General features: G+C 41.2%; 14 protein-coding genes. 9 read left to right on the plus strand and 5 right to left on the minus strand.

What is annotated here, in order from left to right:
• The first annotated feature begins 436 nt into the window (after positions 1 to 436).
• From IEV91_RS20895 to IEV91_RS20935, 9 genes are all read left to right on the plus strand, one after another.
• Positions 437 to 781 (plus strand): flagellar protein FlaG, encoded by a 345-nt coding sequence (locus tag IEV91_RS20895; RefSeq protein ID WP_188499364.1) that lies wholly within the window; start codon positions 437 to 439, stop codon positions 779 to 781.
• Between the two features lie 91 nt (positions 782 to 872).
• Positions 873 to 2741: a flagellar hook-associated protein 2 gene (locus IEV91_RS20900; RefSeq protein ID WP_188499365.1), complete on the plus strand. Its 1869-nt coding sequence runs from the start codon at positions 873 to 875 to the stop codon at positions 2739 to 2741.
• A gap of 44 nt (positions 2742 to 2785) precedes the next feature.
• Positions 2786 to 3184: a flagellar export chaperone FliS gene (gene fliS / locus IEV91_RS20905; protein WP_188499366.1), complete on the plus strand. Its 399-nt coding sequence runs from the start codon at positions 2786 to 2788 to the stop codon at positions 3182 to 3184.
• Positions 3184 to 3573: a flagellar protein FliT gene (gene fliT / locus IEV91_RS20910; RefSeq protein WP_188499367.1), complete on the plus strand. Its 390-nt coding sequence runs from the start codon at positions 3184 to 3186 to the stop codon at positions 3571 to 3573. The genes fliS and fliT overlap by 1 nt, the downstream gene beginning before the upstream one ends.
• Positions 3574 to 3586: 13 nt before the next feature.
• Complete coding sequence (locus IEV91_RS20915; protein ID WP_188499368.1) at positions 3587 to 3964, plus strand: DUF8042 domain-containing protein; 378 nt, start codon at positions 3587 to 3589, stop codon at positions 3962 to 3964.
• Between the two features lie 314 nt (positions 3965 to 4278).
• Positions 4279 to 4845 carry a ribosome hibernation-promoting factor, HPF/YfiA family gene (gene hpf, locus IEV91_RS20920; protein ID WP_188499369.1) on the plus strand — a complete coding sequence of 189 codons (567 nt, stop codon included), beginning with the start codon at positions 4279 to 4281 and terminating at the stop codon, positions 4843 to 4845.
• Between the two features lie 1411 nt (positions 4846 to 6256).
• On the plus strand, positions 6257 to 8779 hold the full coding sequence (gene secA / locus IEV91_RS20925; RefSeq protein WP_188499370.1) for a preprotein translocase subunit SecA: 2523 nt from the start codon (positions 6257 to 6259) through the stop codon (positions 8777 to 8779).
• A gap of 134 nt (positions 8780 to 8913) precedes the next feature.
• Positions 8914 to 10015 (plus strand): peptide chain release factor 2 gene (gene prfB, locus IEV91_RS20930; RefSeq protein ID WP_188499371.1). Its coding sequence is split into 2 segments (ribosomal slippage): positions 8914 to 8985 and positions 8987 to 10015, totalling 1101 coding nucleotides; the frame shifts between segments, so codons are not numbered across the junction.
• Between the two features lie 1111 nt (positions 10016 to 11126).
• Positions 11127 to 12008 carry a YitT family protein gene (locus IEV91_RS20935; protein WP_188499372.1) on the plus strand — a complete coding sequence of 294 codons (882 nt, stop codon included), beginning with the start codon at positions 11127 to 11129 and terminating at the stop codon, positions 12006 to 12008.
• 350 nt (positions 12009 to 12358) lie between these two features.
• Here IEV91_RS20935 and IEV91_RS20940 read toward each other — a convergent pair whose 3' ends face one another.
• From IEV91_RS20940 to IEV91_RS20960, 5 genes are all read right to left on the minus strand, one after another.
• A complete protein-coding gene (locus IEV91_RS20940) occupies positions 12359 to 12535 on the minus strand; it encodes a hypothetical protein (RefSeq protein WP_188499373.1) in 177 nt (58 codons plus the stop codon).
• 154 nt (positions 12536 to 12689) lie between these two features.
• Positions 12690 to 12875 (minus strand): hypothetical protein, encoded by a 186-nt coding sequence (locus tag IEV91_RS20945; protein WP_188499374.1) that lies wholly within the window; start codon positions 12873 to 12875, stop codon positions 12690 to 12692.
• 405 nt (positions 12876 to 13280) lie between these two features.
• Entirely contained in the window at positions 13281 to 14489 is a 1209-nt protein-coding gene (locus tag IEV91_RS20950; RefSeq protein ID WP_188499375.1) for a Ger(x)C family spore germination protein, read from the minus strand.
• On the minus strand, positions 14449 to 15582 hold the full coding sequence (locus IEV91_RS20955) for a GerAB/ArcD/ProY family transporter (RefSeq protein WP_188499376.1): 1134 nt from the start codon (positions 15580 to 15582) through the stop codon (positions 14449 to 14451). Before IEV91_RS20955 ends, IEV91_RS20950 begins: the two co-directional genes overlap by 41 nt.
• 1 nt (position 15583) lies before the next feature.
• A partial coding sequence (locus IEV91_RS20960; RefSeq protein WP_229745683.1) for a spore germination protein occupies positions 15584 to 16628 on the minus strand: 1045 nt, incomplete at its 5' end.

Consider the following 16628-nt stretch of genomic DNA (forward strand, 5'->3'; position numbering starts at 1 on the left):
GAAACAATATTGAATTAAAGAGACTCTAGACTTTTCCCAACTTATTTAGGTGCGAAGTTTGAGTAATAAGAAAAAAACCTGAATGCTTAACTTTGCAACCCTCGAAAAAACGATATATATCTCCAAGATTTCTTCAGATCCCTTTCTCGTTCTCTTTTCTAAAAAACTATGTAAACTATACAAGACACTTATTTTTCTTATGTAACAATACCCTTAAATAATTATTTTTGTTTTTTAATGCGATCTAAGTCCTTCTTAACCTCTTAATAACGGAACTTAATGGTACGTATAACTAAGTTAAACCTAACTCCCCAGTGAGATTTCTATAAAAATATAAAGTACTTAAACTGATAAAATTAATAAAATTTCCCTCTAAACAAATGTCCATTTCCCGTCGATAAATACTATAGAACAAGTAAACAGTGAGGGGAAGAGCATGGAGTTGGCGATCACTTCAAGCGCTCATGTTCAGTCAGCACAGAGTAACCGAGGTCATGCCATGACATTGACACCCGATGCAAGGTTACTAGATCAGGATCAAGGTGAGAAGCGACAGACAAAGGAAGAGCTTAAGACTGCTGTTGAACAGATCAATCAATTGATCCAACCACATCATACGGCGCTCCATTTTATTTTGCATGATAAGTTAAATCAATATTATGTTCAGGTCATTGATACAGACAACAATCAGGTGCTTAGGGAAATTCCACCGAAAAAATTCCTTGATAGGTATGCATCCACACTTCAATTATTTGGCTTTCTTGTGGATAAAAAGATTTAAGTTGAAGCAACATTGAGGTTTGTTCAGATTGGAACTCTCTATATTAATTGAGTTTTACGATAAGCATTAAAAGTGTCAGGAGGAGTTATGAATGGCAGATCCATTAAGTAGTGTATCAACGAGTTCAAGTTCAAGCGCTACAAGCGGCAATCGAATGTTCGGCTTGGCAAGTGGTTTGGATATTGATTCCATGGTTGATAAATTAATGCAAGCAGAACGTGTGCCACTGACGCAATTAGAGCAACAAAAACAATTACTGCAGTGGCAACAAGACGATTACCGAGATATGAATAGTCTACTCTTAGACTTGAGAACATCGACTTTTAACATGACGCTTCAGTCTTCTTACTTATCTCGGACAGCGACGTCAAATGATGAAAGTAAAATAACCGCTGTAGCAAGTGCTAACAGTCCGAAGACTTCTTATACAATCTCTAATGCGACGTTGGCTACGGCTGCCAATGCTCAGAGTGGTAAAATTGGAAGCGACAATGACGATAATACAGCCGATATCCCCTATGATGCCACACTAAGTGTATGGGCGATGCGTGACGCACTGAATTTGTCTGATGGAACGGACGGCCAATATCAAATAAAAGATGTGACCGGTGAGGAAACAGATGTTGATAAAGACGGGACGCTTTTTCAACTTAAAAATACATTGATTGACGATACGAAAACAACTTCCGTCAATGTCAATGGCATGGACTATGATGTTTTTTATAATCAGGATGATTTTAATAACTCGGATTCCGAAAATAAAGTGTGGATTGAACCGGATTCAGGTTTAATGATGTTCAATAACACCCTGAAAAAGGGAGATAAGATCACTACTGATTATTCCTATGGGGAATTTGCTGATGGGGCTTTAAAGAGCACGATTAGCACTCCGGATGCCGATGGGAATATGCAGGATCATGATATATCGTTTGCGCCTACAGATACGATGGACCAGATGATAAGTAAGATTAATAATTCAGGTGCTAATATCACGGCGTTTTATGATGACGCGTCGCAAAAGATTTCCATTGTTAGCAATGTCACGGGAACGTACACTTCTGGCGAGGGTGAGGATAAGGATATAACCTTCGATGGTGACTTTTTGACCAACTCTTTAAAGTTAACCACAGATGGAGTTGCCAATGGTACAGATGCTAACGTAACAATCAATGGACTAGCAACCACCAGACATACTAATACTTTTACGATTAATGGCTCGACTTTTACTTTAAAAGATAAAATTGATGCTCCGGTAACAGTGACTGTTGCGGATGATACTAATGGCATTTATGATAAGATAAAAGATTGGGTCGATAAATATAACGATACGATCGCTAAGATTAATGATAAGCTAGGTGAGGAACGCTATCGTGACTACGCTCCGCTAACCGATGAACAAGAAAGTGAAATGACAGATAATCAAGTCGAGCTCTGGACGGACAAAGCGAAGAGCGGTATGCTTTCCCAAGATACAATCTTGTCGAGTGGTTTAACGAAGATGCGACAAGACTTGTATTCAAGTGTCGGTGGCGTGGACAGCGCTTTTGATCAATTAGCAGAAATCGGAATTACGACATCGAGTAATTACCAGGATAAAGGAAAGCTTGTCATCAGTGAAACGGACTTAAAAGCAGCGATTGCTTCTAATCCTGAAGCTGTGATGGATATCTTTACGCATTCAAGTGATGACTATAGTGATCAAGGGATTATGAAGCGTCTGACAGATTCCTTGGACAAAACGATGGCCGATGTTACGCAGAAGGCCGGAAAAGCAACGAGTACTTATGATCAATTTGCTCTTGGAAAGAGCATTCATGATTATGAAGATAAAATAGATGATATGCAAGATCGCCTTTCTGATTTGCAGACGCGGTATTACAATCAATTTTCAGCAATGGAGCAAGCCATTGAGCAAGCCAACCAGCAATCAGGGTATCTGACAAGCATGCTCGGAGGCTAATAAACTCCAGATAGAAAACGATAATTTCGAAGGAGGCAAGGATTATGGCAAATCCCTATCAAGCCTATCAACAAAATTCAGTCACAACAGCTACACCAGGTGAACTTACATTAATGCTTTATAATGGCTGTCTAAAGTTTATTAAACAAGGGAAATTAGCCATTGATGCAAAGGACATACAAGCTAAAAATACGAATTTACAAAAGGCACAAAATATCATTACCGAACTCATGACGACATTAAATATGGACATTGAGCTGTCAAAGAATCTTATGTCTTTATATGATTATATGAAAAGACGTTTAATCGAGGCGAATCTAAAATCAGATGTAGCGATCCTTGATGAAATCGAGGAGATGGTTACTGGCTTCCGTGATACCTGGAAACAGGCCATTCAAATAACGCGGCAACAAAATTATAAACAAGCTGCAGGACGGGTATGATGGTTTTAGAGCAGGATATCACTGTAGACGAGATCCTTAAGACGCTTTACGATAAATCCAAAGCATTAGTGCAGCTCTTGCAATCTTATGAGAAGCGAAAAGAGGATCGCAGTGCTTTTATTGAAGAGATTCAGACGCTTTTAGATGAGCGCGAGGTATTTATAAAAAGACTTCAGGCCTTTGATAGAGTAGCCTTCAATGAACACGATGAATTAAAGAAGCAATTGCTTGAACTTGAGCCAGAGATTACAGGGCAGCTTCAACGTGTTTTTCATGATATTCAAAGGGGTCGGCGGTTGATCAAAGCGAAGCAGCAGACACGCCAACGCTATCAAAATCCTTACGCCAATATGCATCAAGATGGTGCGTTTTTAGACAAACGAAAGTAAGGAGAGGAAACTATTGAAAGAAACAGATATCCTTTTTATTCGAGAATATATAGGTTTGTTAAACACTGTTGATCAGGCCTTTACGTATATAGATGAAAAGCCCCTAATCATGCAAACGAAAGCAGTACAAGCGATGATGCCTAATATTGTTTCTGCTTGGATGCAGATGGATAAAGCAAACCAACAGCTACGCATTTTAATTAGTGATGATGGGTTTAACGCCAGTATCGATGTATTTGAAAGCATTGTTGGTGATTTCGGGGAGCGGAATGATCTCTACACCCAGCACCAAGAAAAAGTGACTCACTATGTCTTAAAAAACCTCTCACCGAGTTATCATGATTGGAAACAACAAGCTGAAACAAAGCTACAACAATATGTACAAAATTAATGAAATCTCTTTGATAGAGTGTGCCCGCCTCCGTGCGGGTTTTTAGCTTTTCTAGCTTTAAAGTGTGGTAAATCTCCAAGTTTTTCAGGTTTAAAAATGGCCTGGAATGTGTAATAATAGAGTAAGGATAATGATTGATAGAGTTAAGATTATCCGAGCAAAATCATAAAGAAATCCATTGAATGGAGGGTATCCCGATTTAAGTTTTTTTGAATTTTAAGCTGCAAAAAGGGATATGAGTAAGCCGTGTCGAATAGTATGTGTGTAAGCTGTAATTCGTGTTAAGAACTTGCAAATGCATAGGAGGAGTTCCAATGAATTTTAACATTCGTGGTGAAAACTTGACGGTGACGACTTCATTAAGACAGTACGCCGAAAGGAAGATCTCCAAGCTAGAGCGGTACTTCGATTCTGAAATTCACTCAGATGTACACATCAATTTACACGTTCATAATAATGAGCAAGTGATTGAAGTGACGATACCGATGCAAGAAATGCTCTTGAGAGCCGAAGAGGCACATTCAGATTTATATGCCGCGATCGATCTTGTTGTTGAAAAACTGGAAAGACAGATCCGAAAATATAAAACGAAGGTTAACCGCAAAAACAGGCAAATGAGTGGCACGAAGAGAATGGCACAATACGCATTTCAAGGAAACACAGCTGCAATAATGGATGTAGACGATGAGGAAGAATCCAGTTTTGACATTGTGCGTACAAAGCGTTTTAATCTTAAACCAATGGATGCTGAAGAGGCCATTTTACAAATGGATATGCTCGGACACAACTTCTTCGTCTTTTCTAATTCTGAAACAGGCCTAACGAATGTTGTCTACAAAAGAAAAGACGGCAAATACGGCTTGATTGAACAAGAAAGTTAAATATCTTAAATAAGAGAATAACAACCGGTCGGCACCCTTATGCCGATCGGTTTTTTGGATAAATAAGCGGGTTTAAGTGACGCAGGAAGTAAGGTTTTAAGAGGAAAACCTTGGATTGATGAATTTTAAAGCCCTTATCCTTTAAAGAACGACTAACAGATGAAAGGGTACACTTTCTTAAGACATTGATGGGAGTATTAAGTCAGATTGAGTCCGAAGATGGGAGCACTTCGGACAGAAGAAAGAGAAATAAGCCCGAATGAGTCCGAAGATGGACGCACTTCAGACAGAAAAGAGAGAAATAAGTCAGAATGAGTCCGAAGTGGAGTGTACTTCAGACAGAAAAGAGAGAAATAAGCCCGAATGAGTCCGAAGTGGAGTGTACTTCAGACAGAAGAAAGAGAAATAAGCCAGAATGAGTCCGAAGATGAGAGCACTTCAGACAGAAAAGAGAGAAATAAGCCAGAATGAGTCCGAAGTGGAGTGTACTTTAGACAGAAGAAAGAGTATTAAGCCAGATTAAGTCCGAAGATGGACGCCCTTCAGACAGAAAAGAGAGAAATAAGCCAGAATGAGTCCGAAGATGAGAGCACTTCAGACAGAAAAGAGAGAAATAAGCCCGAATGAGTCCGAAGTGGAGTGTACTTCAGACAGAAGAAAGAGAAATAAGCCCGAATGAGTCCGAAGATGAGAGCACTTCAGACAGAAGAAAGAGAAATAAGCCAGAATAAGTCCGAAGATGGACGCACTTCAGACAGAAAAGAGAGAAATAAGCCCGAATGAGTCCGAAGATGAGAGTACTTCGGACAGAAGAAAGAGGACTAAACCAAATTGAGTCCAAATCCGATTCGACTCCACCTATTCCCATTCCCAACAACATTCGAGGCTCCGCATCTCTGTTTTTAGGCCATAAGTCATAGTCGGAGAAAATCTTCGACTATTTCCTCGGAAATAAATGACAAGTTCGACAAGGGAAAAGCTGGAAACCGTATAACCAAAAGGATGATTTTCATCTTCTAGGAGGAACGGCCCTTGATTTTTTTATGACCTTCTTTAGCACATAATTGCGACGGTTTCATAATTTTGTTAAAATAGTAGAGTGAGTCTATATACACAGTTTTAAAAATGACATACTAATGATTAAATGAGCGATTCTCTTTGAAATTGAGGGGAAATAGTAAAGAAGAAAAATGCTAAGGAACACCATTCCCCGTAAAAATGCAGGCGGATAGTCACTCCCTAAAAAAACTTTGAGAATTCTAATTGAGGGGCTAGGAAGAGAATACGGCCAGTAAATGTCCAAGCGTTTCAATGCACATAGAGTGCGAGAAGTAACGTTCACTGTCTAAAGTTACACATTATATTTGGCCAAAGCCAATTTTTGTTTTAATCATAAACGAGGTGTTTAAACATGATGGGATTACTGAAGAAAATTGTTGGAGACCCCAGTCAACGACAATTAAACAAATGGGACAAGGTGGCTAAGGAAGTTGATGCGCTCGCTGATAAGATGAAAGGTCTTAGTGACGCTGAGCTTCGTGGTAAGACCGATGAGTTTAAAGGCCGTTTGCAAAAGGGCGAAACACTCGATGACCTTCTTCCAGAAGCCTTTGCGGTTGTTCGTGAAGCCTCAACGCGTGTACTTGGAATGACTCCTTATTTTGTTCAAATTTTAGGTGCAATTGCGCTTCATAACGGAAATATTTCCGAGATGAAAACGGGGGAAGGTAAAACGCTGGTTGCGACGATGCCCCTTTATCTCAATGCCCTTGAAGGAAAAGGTGTCCATCTTGTGACCGTGAACGAATACTTGGCTGCTCGTGATGCTGAAGAGATGGGTGAGTTATTCAATTTTCTTGGTCTTTCTGTTGGTTTGAATGTCGCAGGGATGTCTCATGACGAGAAGCAAGAAGCTTATCGAGCAGATATCACTTACGGTACAAACAATGAATATGGATTTGACTATTTGCGGGATAATATGGTGCTTTATAAAGAAGAAATGGTCCAACGCGGTTTAAACTTTGCGATTATCGATGAAGTGGACTCCGTATTAATTGATGAAGCGAGAACCCCGTTGATTATTTCGGGTTCCGCTGAGAAATCGACAATCCTTTATACGCAGGCTAATCAATTTGCCCGTTTGCTAAAAGAAGGCGAAGATTACACAGTTGATTTAAAGACAAAATCGGCTCAATTGACTGAAGAAGGGATTACGAAGGCAGAGAACTTCTTCAATATCGACAACCTTTTTGATAATAAAAATGTTCAGTTAAACCATCACGTCCATCAGGCATTGAAAGCTCATGCTATTATGCATTTGGATACGGATTATGTTGTAAAGGATGGCGAAATTGTCATTGTTGACCAATTTACTGGTCGTCTAATGGCTGGACGTCGTTATAGTGAAGGACTCCACCAAGCGATTGAAGCGAAGGAAGGCTTGCAAATACAGCGTGAGTCAAAAACGTTAGCCACCATTACATTCCAGAACTATTTCCGGATGTACAATAAGCTTTCAGGGATGACCGGTACGGCTAAAACAGAGGAAGAAGAATTCCAGAGCATTTACAACATGGATGTTATTGTGATTCCGACTAACCGACCGGTAGTCAGAGATGATAGACCCGATCTTATCTTTAAATCAATGGAAGGTAAGTTTAAAGCTGTTGTTGAGGAAATCAGCCGTGCCCATCAGACTGGACAACCCGTGCTTGTTGGGACAGTCGCGGTTGAGACTTCAGAGCTTATCTCTAAACTTTTAAAGAAAAAAGGGATTCCACATAATGTGTTGAACGCAAAAAATCATGCGCGTGAAGCGGAAATCATCGAAGGTGCTGGACAGTATGGAGCGGTTACGATTGCGACAAACATGGCCGGTCGTGGAACCGATATTAAACTGGGTGAAGGGGTCAAGGAACTCGGGGGTCTCTATATTATAGGCACTGAGCGACACGAATCACGTCGTATTGACAATCAGCTCCGTGGACGTTCTGGACGTCAAGGGGATCCAGGGGTTTCTCAATTCTATCTTTCCATGGAAGACGAGCTAATGCGGCGCTTTGGTTCAGAGCGTATGCAGTCGATGATGGAACGGCTTGGCATGGGGGATGATCAACCGATTGAGAGTAAATTGGTCTCCCGTTCGGTTGAATCGGCTCAGAAACGAGTAGAAGGAAACAACTTCGATGCTCGTAAGCAGTTACTCCAATTTGATGATGTCATGCGTCAGCAGCGTGAAATTATTTATAAACAACGTTCTGAAGTGCTTGAATCTGAAAATCTTCACGATGATATCAAGGAAATGATGAAATCTGTTATTGAGCGTCATGTCCAAGCCCATACGCCTGAGAGTGAAGTTGAAGAGGATTGGAACCTCAAGGCGATTGTTGATTATATCAACAATACGTTACTGAACGAAGGGGCTCTCACTGAGGCCGATCTTAAAGGAAAAGATCCTGAAGAGATGGTAGAAGTTATTTTTGAAAAAGCACTGGCTGCTTTAGAGGCAAAAGAAGAACAATTTACGCCAGAACAAATGAGTGAATTTGAACGTGTCATCATGCTCCGTGCAGTTGATACTAAGTGGATGGATCATATCGATGCCATGGAACAACTACGTGAGGGCATTCACCTCCGTGCCTATGGTCAAGTCGATCCTTTCCGTGAATATCAATTAGAAGGCTTCCAAATGTTTGAAGAGATGGTCACCTCTATTGAAGAAGAAGTGGTCACGTACATTATGAGAGCACAAATTGAGCAAAATATGCAGCGGGAAAAAGTGGCTGAAGGTGAGGCTGTTCACCCAGGTGGCGATCAGGAAGAAAAGGTGAAAAAACTTCAACCTGTTCGTAAAGGCGAAAAAATTGGCCGCAATGCTTTATGCCCATGCGGTAGCGGAAAGAAATATAAGAACTGCCACGGGTTAAATGAATAATTAAAAAGCAAGGACTGCCCCGTCATTATACGGGGCATCCCCATGTTTAAGACAATTTTTAGAAATAAGATAGGGTGTTAAAAGGTACATGGGGGGACTCAGACATTTTATTGCCCTTTAATAGGAGTGGTTATATGGATTTAACAGAAATCAAAACCGGGCTTGAATATATGGAAGCGAAGCTCGATGAATATAGGGGGTCTCTTTGACCTCGCTAACAAAGAAGAACGTATTCAAGTTTTAGAAGAACAAATGGCGCTCCCGGGATTTTGGGACGATCAGGAAAAAGCGCAAACTGTGATTGGTGAAGTCAATGCATTAAAGGATAAAGTCAATGGCTTTAAAGAAATGGAAGAGGGCTATGAAAACCTCGCCGTCTCTTATGAGTTGTTGAAAGAAGAAGACGATCCAGAGCTTCGCGAAGACTTAGAATCAAATATGACACAGCTTCGCAAGGTATTTGATGATTTTGAGTTGGAAATGCTTTTAAATGATCCTTTGGATAAAAATAATGCGATTCTCGAGCTTCATCCAGGTGCAGGGGGGACAGAGTCTCAAGACTGGGCATCCATGTTGCTTAGAATGTACACACGCTGGGCTGAGGACCAAGGCTTTTCCGTTGAAACTGTCGATTACTTACCCGGTGATGAAGCGGGAGTCAAAAGTGTTACCTTGTTGATTAAAGGTCACAATGCTTATGGTTATTTAAAGGCTGAAAAGGGAGTTCACCGTTTAGTACGTATTTCTCCTTTTGATGCTTCCGGCCGCAGACATACTTCTTTCGTTTCCTGTGAAGTTGTTCCAGAAATGAATGATGATGTCGATATCGACATTCGAACAGAGGATTTGAAAATAGATACTTATCGTTCGAGTGGGGCTGGGGGTCAGCACGTCAACACGACGGATTCAGCCGTGCGGATCACCCACTTACCGACGAATACGATTGTGACCTGTCAATCGGAACGGTCGCAAATTAAGAACCGTGAACATGCGATGAAAATGCTGAAAGCCAAGCTCTATCAATTAGAGCTTGAGAAGCAAAAAGCAGAACTCGATGAGATTCGCGGTGAGCAAAAAGAAATCGGTTGGGGGAGCCAGATTCGCTCCTACGTCTTCCATCCTTATTCAATGGTAAAAGACCATCGTACTGGTGTTGAAATTGGAAACGTCAATAGCGTTATGGATGGAGACCTTGATCCCTTTATCGACGCCTATCTCAGACAACAACTTCATTAATCAATAATAAAACCTTAATCCGCTTTATAGGCGGGTTAAGGTTTTATTCGTAAAACACCAGAATTTATAAGTTGAATTCTTTATGAGTGTCCTTTTGGGTAAATGCAATTATTTGGATATTGAAAGAGTGGATGGTGTTGATTTCCTCTTCAGGTCGCTCGCTTTCCTCGGGCACGGCCTCAGCTAACTTGGGAAATGAATACTTTGTTTCCCAAGTGGATCTTCGGACACGTGCTGTTCCCGAAGGAGTCTCGCGCCTTCCGTTCCAATCAACTGGATTGCTGATGCTGCCTTTTGGTAAAAAAGAATTTTTTAATGCCTGAATGAATAAGGACCGGGTAGCAGCCTGGTTTTTCTTATCTTGAATCCAGATTATCTCATAAAAGAGAGAACGGGCAGAAAACGGAGGTAATCTCTGACAAATCTAAGTAGTCGACTCACAAAACAAGGATCCTACTAGCAAAAGCAGCGGTTGAACGCCCGAAAGAAAGCTGTGACTTGCAAATGCCGCCCAAAAGAAGAGCCTGACTAACAAAAGGAGGGATCTCACTCGCAAATCGAAGCCCTCAACTCACAAAAAACAGCCCCCAACTCATAAAAGCAGAGGTCGGGCGCCCGAAAGAAAGCTGTGACAATCAAATGGCGCCCAAAATAAGAGCCTGACTAACAAAAGGAAGGATCTCACTCGCAAATGGAAGCCCTCAACTCACAAAAACAGCCTTCAACTCCCAAAAGCAGAGGTCGAGCGCCCGAAAGAAAGCTGTGACAATCAAATGGCGCCCAAAAGAAGAGCCTGACTAACAAAAGGAAGGATCTCACTCGCAAATCGAAGCCCTCAACTCACAAAAAACAGCCCCCAACTCATAAAAGCAGAGGTCGGGCGCCCGAAACCAATCATTATCCACAAAACCAACCTAAAATTCACAAAAGTTTGCTTTCGTTTAGCCCTTTAAATCATTACCTCACTATCTTTCAGTTGCTTTATAGGGATGCTGTTGTCGAAATAAGTATTCCTCCTTATAATAAGTAGGGGAATTTGGATAAAGTATGAATAACACCACGGTATTTTCAGCATATGAAGTTTTGTGGTTGGTGCGAAAGTAGGTAGAGTATGAAAAGAAGACAGAGAGTGACAGATAATAAGCCGATGCGCTTAATTATTGATTATGTGTATGTATTAATTGGTTCCGCGCTTGTAGCGATTTCCTTTAATCTTTTTTTACTCCCTAATAAGGTGGCCTCTGGTGGCGTAAGTGGGATCAGTACCATTCTTCACTGGACGATAGGGATTCAGCCCTCTTATGTGCAGTGGGCGCTTAATATTCCCTTATTTATTATTGGCATTTTACTTTTGGGTTCTAGTTTTGGCTATTTCCAATATGCTCTTAAAACGTTAATTGGGACGGTATTTTTACCTTTCGTTGTATTCTTAACCTCAGATTGGCAAGCCGCGACGATGAATCCTTTATTAGGGGGCTTATTTGGAGGAATCGGTGTCGGGTTAGGGCTTGGCATTGTGTTCCGTGGCAATGCCTCAACAGGAGGAACGGATCTGGTTGCACAAATTGTACACAAGTATACGGGGATATCACTGGGGGCTTGTGTCGCTATTATCGATGGTTTAATCGTTGTGAGCTCAGCATTCGCCTTATCTTTAGAAAGTGCGTTATATGCGCTTATTGGCATGTATTTAACAGGAAAAGTAATTGACGTTGTCCAAATGGGATTCAGTAACTCTAAAATGGCACTCATTATTTCAAATGAGCAAGAAATTCTACGGCAAAAAATACTCAATGAAATTGATCGTGGGGTCACTCGCCTGGATGCTCGTGGCGGATTTACTGAAGATCATCGTCCGATTTTGCTCTGCGTTGTTTCACAAAATGAAATTACGAAGTTAAAACAAATGGTGAAATTGATTGATCCTACCGCTTTTGTGATTGTGTCTAATGCAACGGAGGTATTAGGAGAAGGGTTTAAAAATCATCGCTAACGAAGCAGGCTAAATCTTTAATTAAAAAGTGGAGTTTAAAAGGGAACTTGGCATTTAGCCAAGTTTTTTTAAAAGAAAGAATAAAAAATTCTGATCACCAAGAAGGCGCTGAGCTCCATTGGTACGGCCTTCACTATTATAGGAATAATCCACTTCTTCCATGCGAATCTTTCGTACATGTACTGTCCCGAGGACTCTAGTTTTAGGCAACCGTGAGAAAGCGGAGCTAAGGAACACGCTTTATTTAAAGTGTTGTGAGTCTCGCGTCTTTCACTTCAAGCCACTTATTCTCCGAGGGTTTATTTCGAGTATTTTAAACTCTTTCAGTCTCTAATGAGGAACAGGCGATTTTAAAAGGGGCCTTGTTTTTGTTCATCCTCGGAGGATCTTGTAGCATCATAGTTCGTTTGCTCATAAAGCTCGATTTGTCGAGGCTGATTAAAAATTATAATGCCCGGATTTAACGGGGTATCTAATGGGAGCTCAGACTCGAGATAATGGTTCGTAGGGGATTTACCTTTTTTCATGTCAACTCACCTTTCCTATTTTTATAGGGTGGATGTTGAAGGGGGAATGAGGGAGAGGAATCCTAATCCTTTCATTAGTCTATTCACCCTATCTACAAAATGTTCCAACAATTTAGGTGTTTACCCTTTCTTTTGGTTTCCGAAATCCGTTTGTTTAACTCTTATTTTCTCCTTCCTGTTGTCCCTTCATACGCTTTTGGTCTTCTTGTTTCCAAGGGGGATCCCCTTTTTGATGAAGAATCTCATTAATTCTCCAGACGGTTAGAGGAATGAGGAAAGAAACTGCTGCACAATAAAAAACTAAGTAGGAGGGCAAGCCACCAATGACGTAAAGAAACATTATTCCCTCTCCTTTCATGATGATTTAATAGGCCAAAAGCTCTTCTAGTCCTTTCTAAAAATATAAAATTTCTGGTCATCAGGGCGATGTGGATCTCCACTTCAGAACGTTCGCTTTCCTCATACCCCAAGGACTAAGGAAATAATCCTCGCAGAAAAATCGTGTTTTTACGATTTGGGTAAGATCAGTGTTCGACACACAATCGGGGTCCCCAAAAAGCGCTTTTTGCTTTTTGGGGTGGTAGTCGGGGTCACTGAAAAGTGTTCTTTGCTTATTGGAGTGGTTGTAGTGCTAGCTTCGGCGGGGTCACACGGATGTGACGGATTTAGCCGAAGTTCCTTATTTTTTCAGAACCCAACTAAGGACCTGGACCTTCCAATTTTTTGAAATTTATTTTCAACCCAGTTAGTCTCTCCCGTCTGAATCATTCTCCTTTTTTGTTCGGTTGATGGTTCCCGTGTTTCGAATAAAGATATATGTATTGACATCAATATCCACATCCTTAAAATACTTATTATTTTTCTCCCAGTTATTTTCGATTTGTTGCCACCGATCCCAATGGTGGATGCGCATGTAGTCTGAAATGCCAATAATGTCAGTTGTATATTGTTTTTGAATCAGTTGAAGAGTTTCTTGAATTTGTTTATTTAAGGATTTTTCAAAGGCTTTTTGTATATCGCTTCGGATACTTGTATCTATGAAATTGATGGATGTTCCTGTTTCTAACATGTTGCCTTCAATATTAATATCCAGTTTAAATTTAAGGTGTTGGGGATGACTAAGATCAACCGCTGTAATCTTTCTCTCCGAATTTTTGACGAGTAAGGAGATTTCGTGATTATGGTACTGCCCACTAATGGTTCCACCTTTGGCATTCGCCGTAAGAAAACTGAGTCCGGCTGTTTGTTCAGGGCTTAAGATGCCCGCTAAGTGAGTGGTATTTCCATGGAAAACCGCAGCCCCTTCTATATCAAGCGTCTCATGCTTAGTAAAAATATGTTGAATCATAAAACTTTTTTCTTGATACAAGGCTTCGTTAATGTCACCAATAAGCGTTGGAGAGATAATACGTTCATTCTGATAGGGATTGGCGGTAATTTTATCAATATATAATCCTGGAATCGTGGCACCCGGCTGTGTATTTTTTAAAATATCACTGGCTTTATCTTCAGTAATCATGATCTTTGTGGCCCGGCGCATTTCTGGTGAACGAATAAAGAAATCTAAAGCATCATCAAATTTTGGGGTCTTTGCGACATCCTTAGAAATAAGAATAACTTTTATATGTTCATAGAAGGGAGCACGATTGGTTTTAGCGGAAGCCTCACGGATAATATCCATAATGGAAGGTCCTGTGCCTACTACATTTAAAAAAGTTCCGCCACCCGCTCCGCCTTGTCCTGCTTGGGCCGATTGCCCTCCAGGGACGGCGATTTGTTCGGTGAGTAAATATTGGCCCGACTCACTTAAATCAATACCAATAGCAATCACGAAGCCACGATCTTCAATTTCGATACGGTCCCAGCAGCTTGTGAGGAAAAGAAGGCTCACGCAGCAGCATATCACTAAGGGTTTAGGCATCCTTTTTAAGATTTTTTTGGTTTGTTTGTTCACCTTTAATCCTCCTAATCAAGGAAAGGATAAGAAGTAAAGTGGGAATAACGGCGCCAAAGATAATGCTTGTAAAGGAAGCGATTTGACCGTACCTTTGAATGGAATCATAGCTTCTTGGAATCATGGCGACTAAATAAATAATAGGTGTGAAAATAAGGACAAAGTGAATTTTATCGAGCTTTGGAAAAAGACTCTTTGCAGATAAAACTGCGGCATCAAAAGCCATCGTCGCTGTCGTATAAATGGCCATGATCCAAATCGTAAAGAATAGTGCTTCAATGCGTTCAAAAAAGCCAATGTCCGTTGAAATCTCTTTCGCCATCTCAATGGCAGGATAAAGGATTTCCTGCGTGGTAACTGAGAATATGGCAATAGAAAAAAGAAAAATAAGCAGCCCCATCACTAAAGGTAGGATCATTCCTATCACCGCGGCTTTCGGAGCCTTTTGGGGTTGATTCATAAGGCTTATATAAATAAGTACAATTTCAAATCCAGCAAACGAAAGATAAGCCTTTTGGGCCCCTTGTAAGATATTCATAGGTGGAGTAACAAAAAAGGGGCGTAAGTTATTTATGTCAAAAGTGTTGAGACTCATGACGTGAACAAAGGCAACAATAAACAAAATAATAGGGAGGAACATCATATTCAGTCTTAAAATACCAACGCTTGACCCTCTCACCGCATAGACCACAACCATTAAGAAAACGAGAGAAATCACTTCTACAGGTGTTTTTATAAAGATATATAATTTCGCAATGTCTGAGATCACGCGAACCTCATACAAGCAGATCAGTAGGAAATGGCAGACGAGTAATAGAGAAAGCATGAAGGCAATGGGTTTTGCCGTGATGCTAGCAACATATTCATAGAACGTCTGCCGAGGAAAGCGGGCGGCCAGCTTGGCGCAAACATAGGTAAAAATAATGGCGAAAATACCGCCAAGAAGTATAGAAATCCAGCCATCGGCAACATAAGTGACTAAATTAACATCTCGAGGCATACTTAGGAGCCCGACACCGATCACCATCGAACAGACAGAAAAGGTGATTTCCTTTGTCCCAACCTCCCAGTCACCGTATTCGAATGACTGCATATTATTGACCTCCCTTTTTCTTTCTCCGATTTAAGCGTATTTTATCTTGGGGTTGTAACATCCTTGGACGTTCACGCAAAAACATCGTAGGGACTTTCAACACAATGTCTTTCATGTCTCTAGGAATAAGCGGCCCATAAGGAGCTGAGTAAGGAACGCCGAAACTTTTTAAGTTAACGAAATGAACGTTCACCATGATATAAACCATGATGAGACCATAGATGCCAAACAGCGCCGCCGCAAATATAATGGCAAAACGTAAAATCCGTAGTGAGATCGCCATGCTGTACGACGGAATCGAAAAGGTCGCGATCGCCGTGAGGGCAATGACGATGACCATGATCGGACTAACCACCCCTGCAGTAACCGCGGCATCCCCAATGACTAGCCCCCCAACGACCCCAACCGTTTGCCCAATAGGTTTAGGTAGTCTTAATCCGGCTTCGCGAAGAAGCTCCATTGTTATCGACATAAGAAGTGCTTCGATGGTTGCTGGAAAGGGGACCCCATCCCTTGTCGAAGCAATCGATAGCGTCAGTGCGGTCGGGATCATCCCTGGTTGATAAGAGACGAGAGAGATGTACAAACCGGGTAAAAACACGGATATAAAAGCAGCGATATACCTTAAAACCCGAATCAGTGTGGTGAGGATCCAGCGCTCATAATAGTCCTCAGGTGTATGAAAAAGCTGTCCAAAAGTCACAGGAACAATCAATGCAAACGGGGTATTATCGAGTAAAATGGTCACGCGCCCCTGCAAGAGTGCTGCCTTACAGCGATCGGGTCTTTCGGTATGTTGAATTTGTGGAAAAGGAGATAGGAAGCTATCTTCAATCCATTGTTCAATGATCCCCGTTTCCGAAACATCATCGGTATCAATCTTTTCCATTCGCCGTATAACTTCTTTTACAATTTTAGGGTTCGCGATCCCCTCGATGTACAAGATGGCGGCATCGGTCTTTGAGCGCTCACCGAGTTTCATTACGACTTTAGTCAGTTGAGCTCGCGATAGCGTGCGAAACAATAAACCACCTGCTATGCAGGTG

Source organism: Pullulanibacillus pueri, assembly GCF_014639255.1.
Lineage (GTDB): Bacteria > Bacillota > Bacilli > Bacillales > Sporolactobacillaceae > Pullulanibacillus > Pullulanibacillus pueri.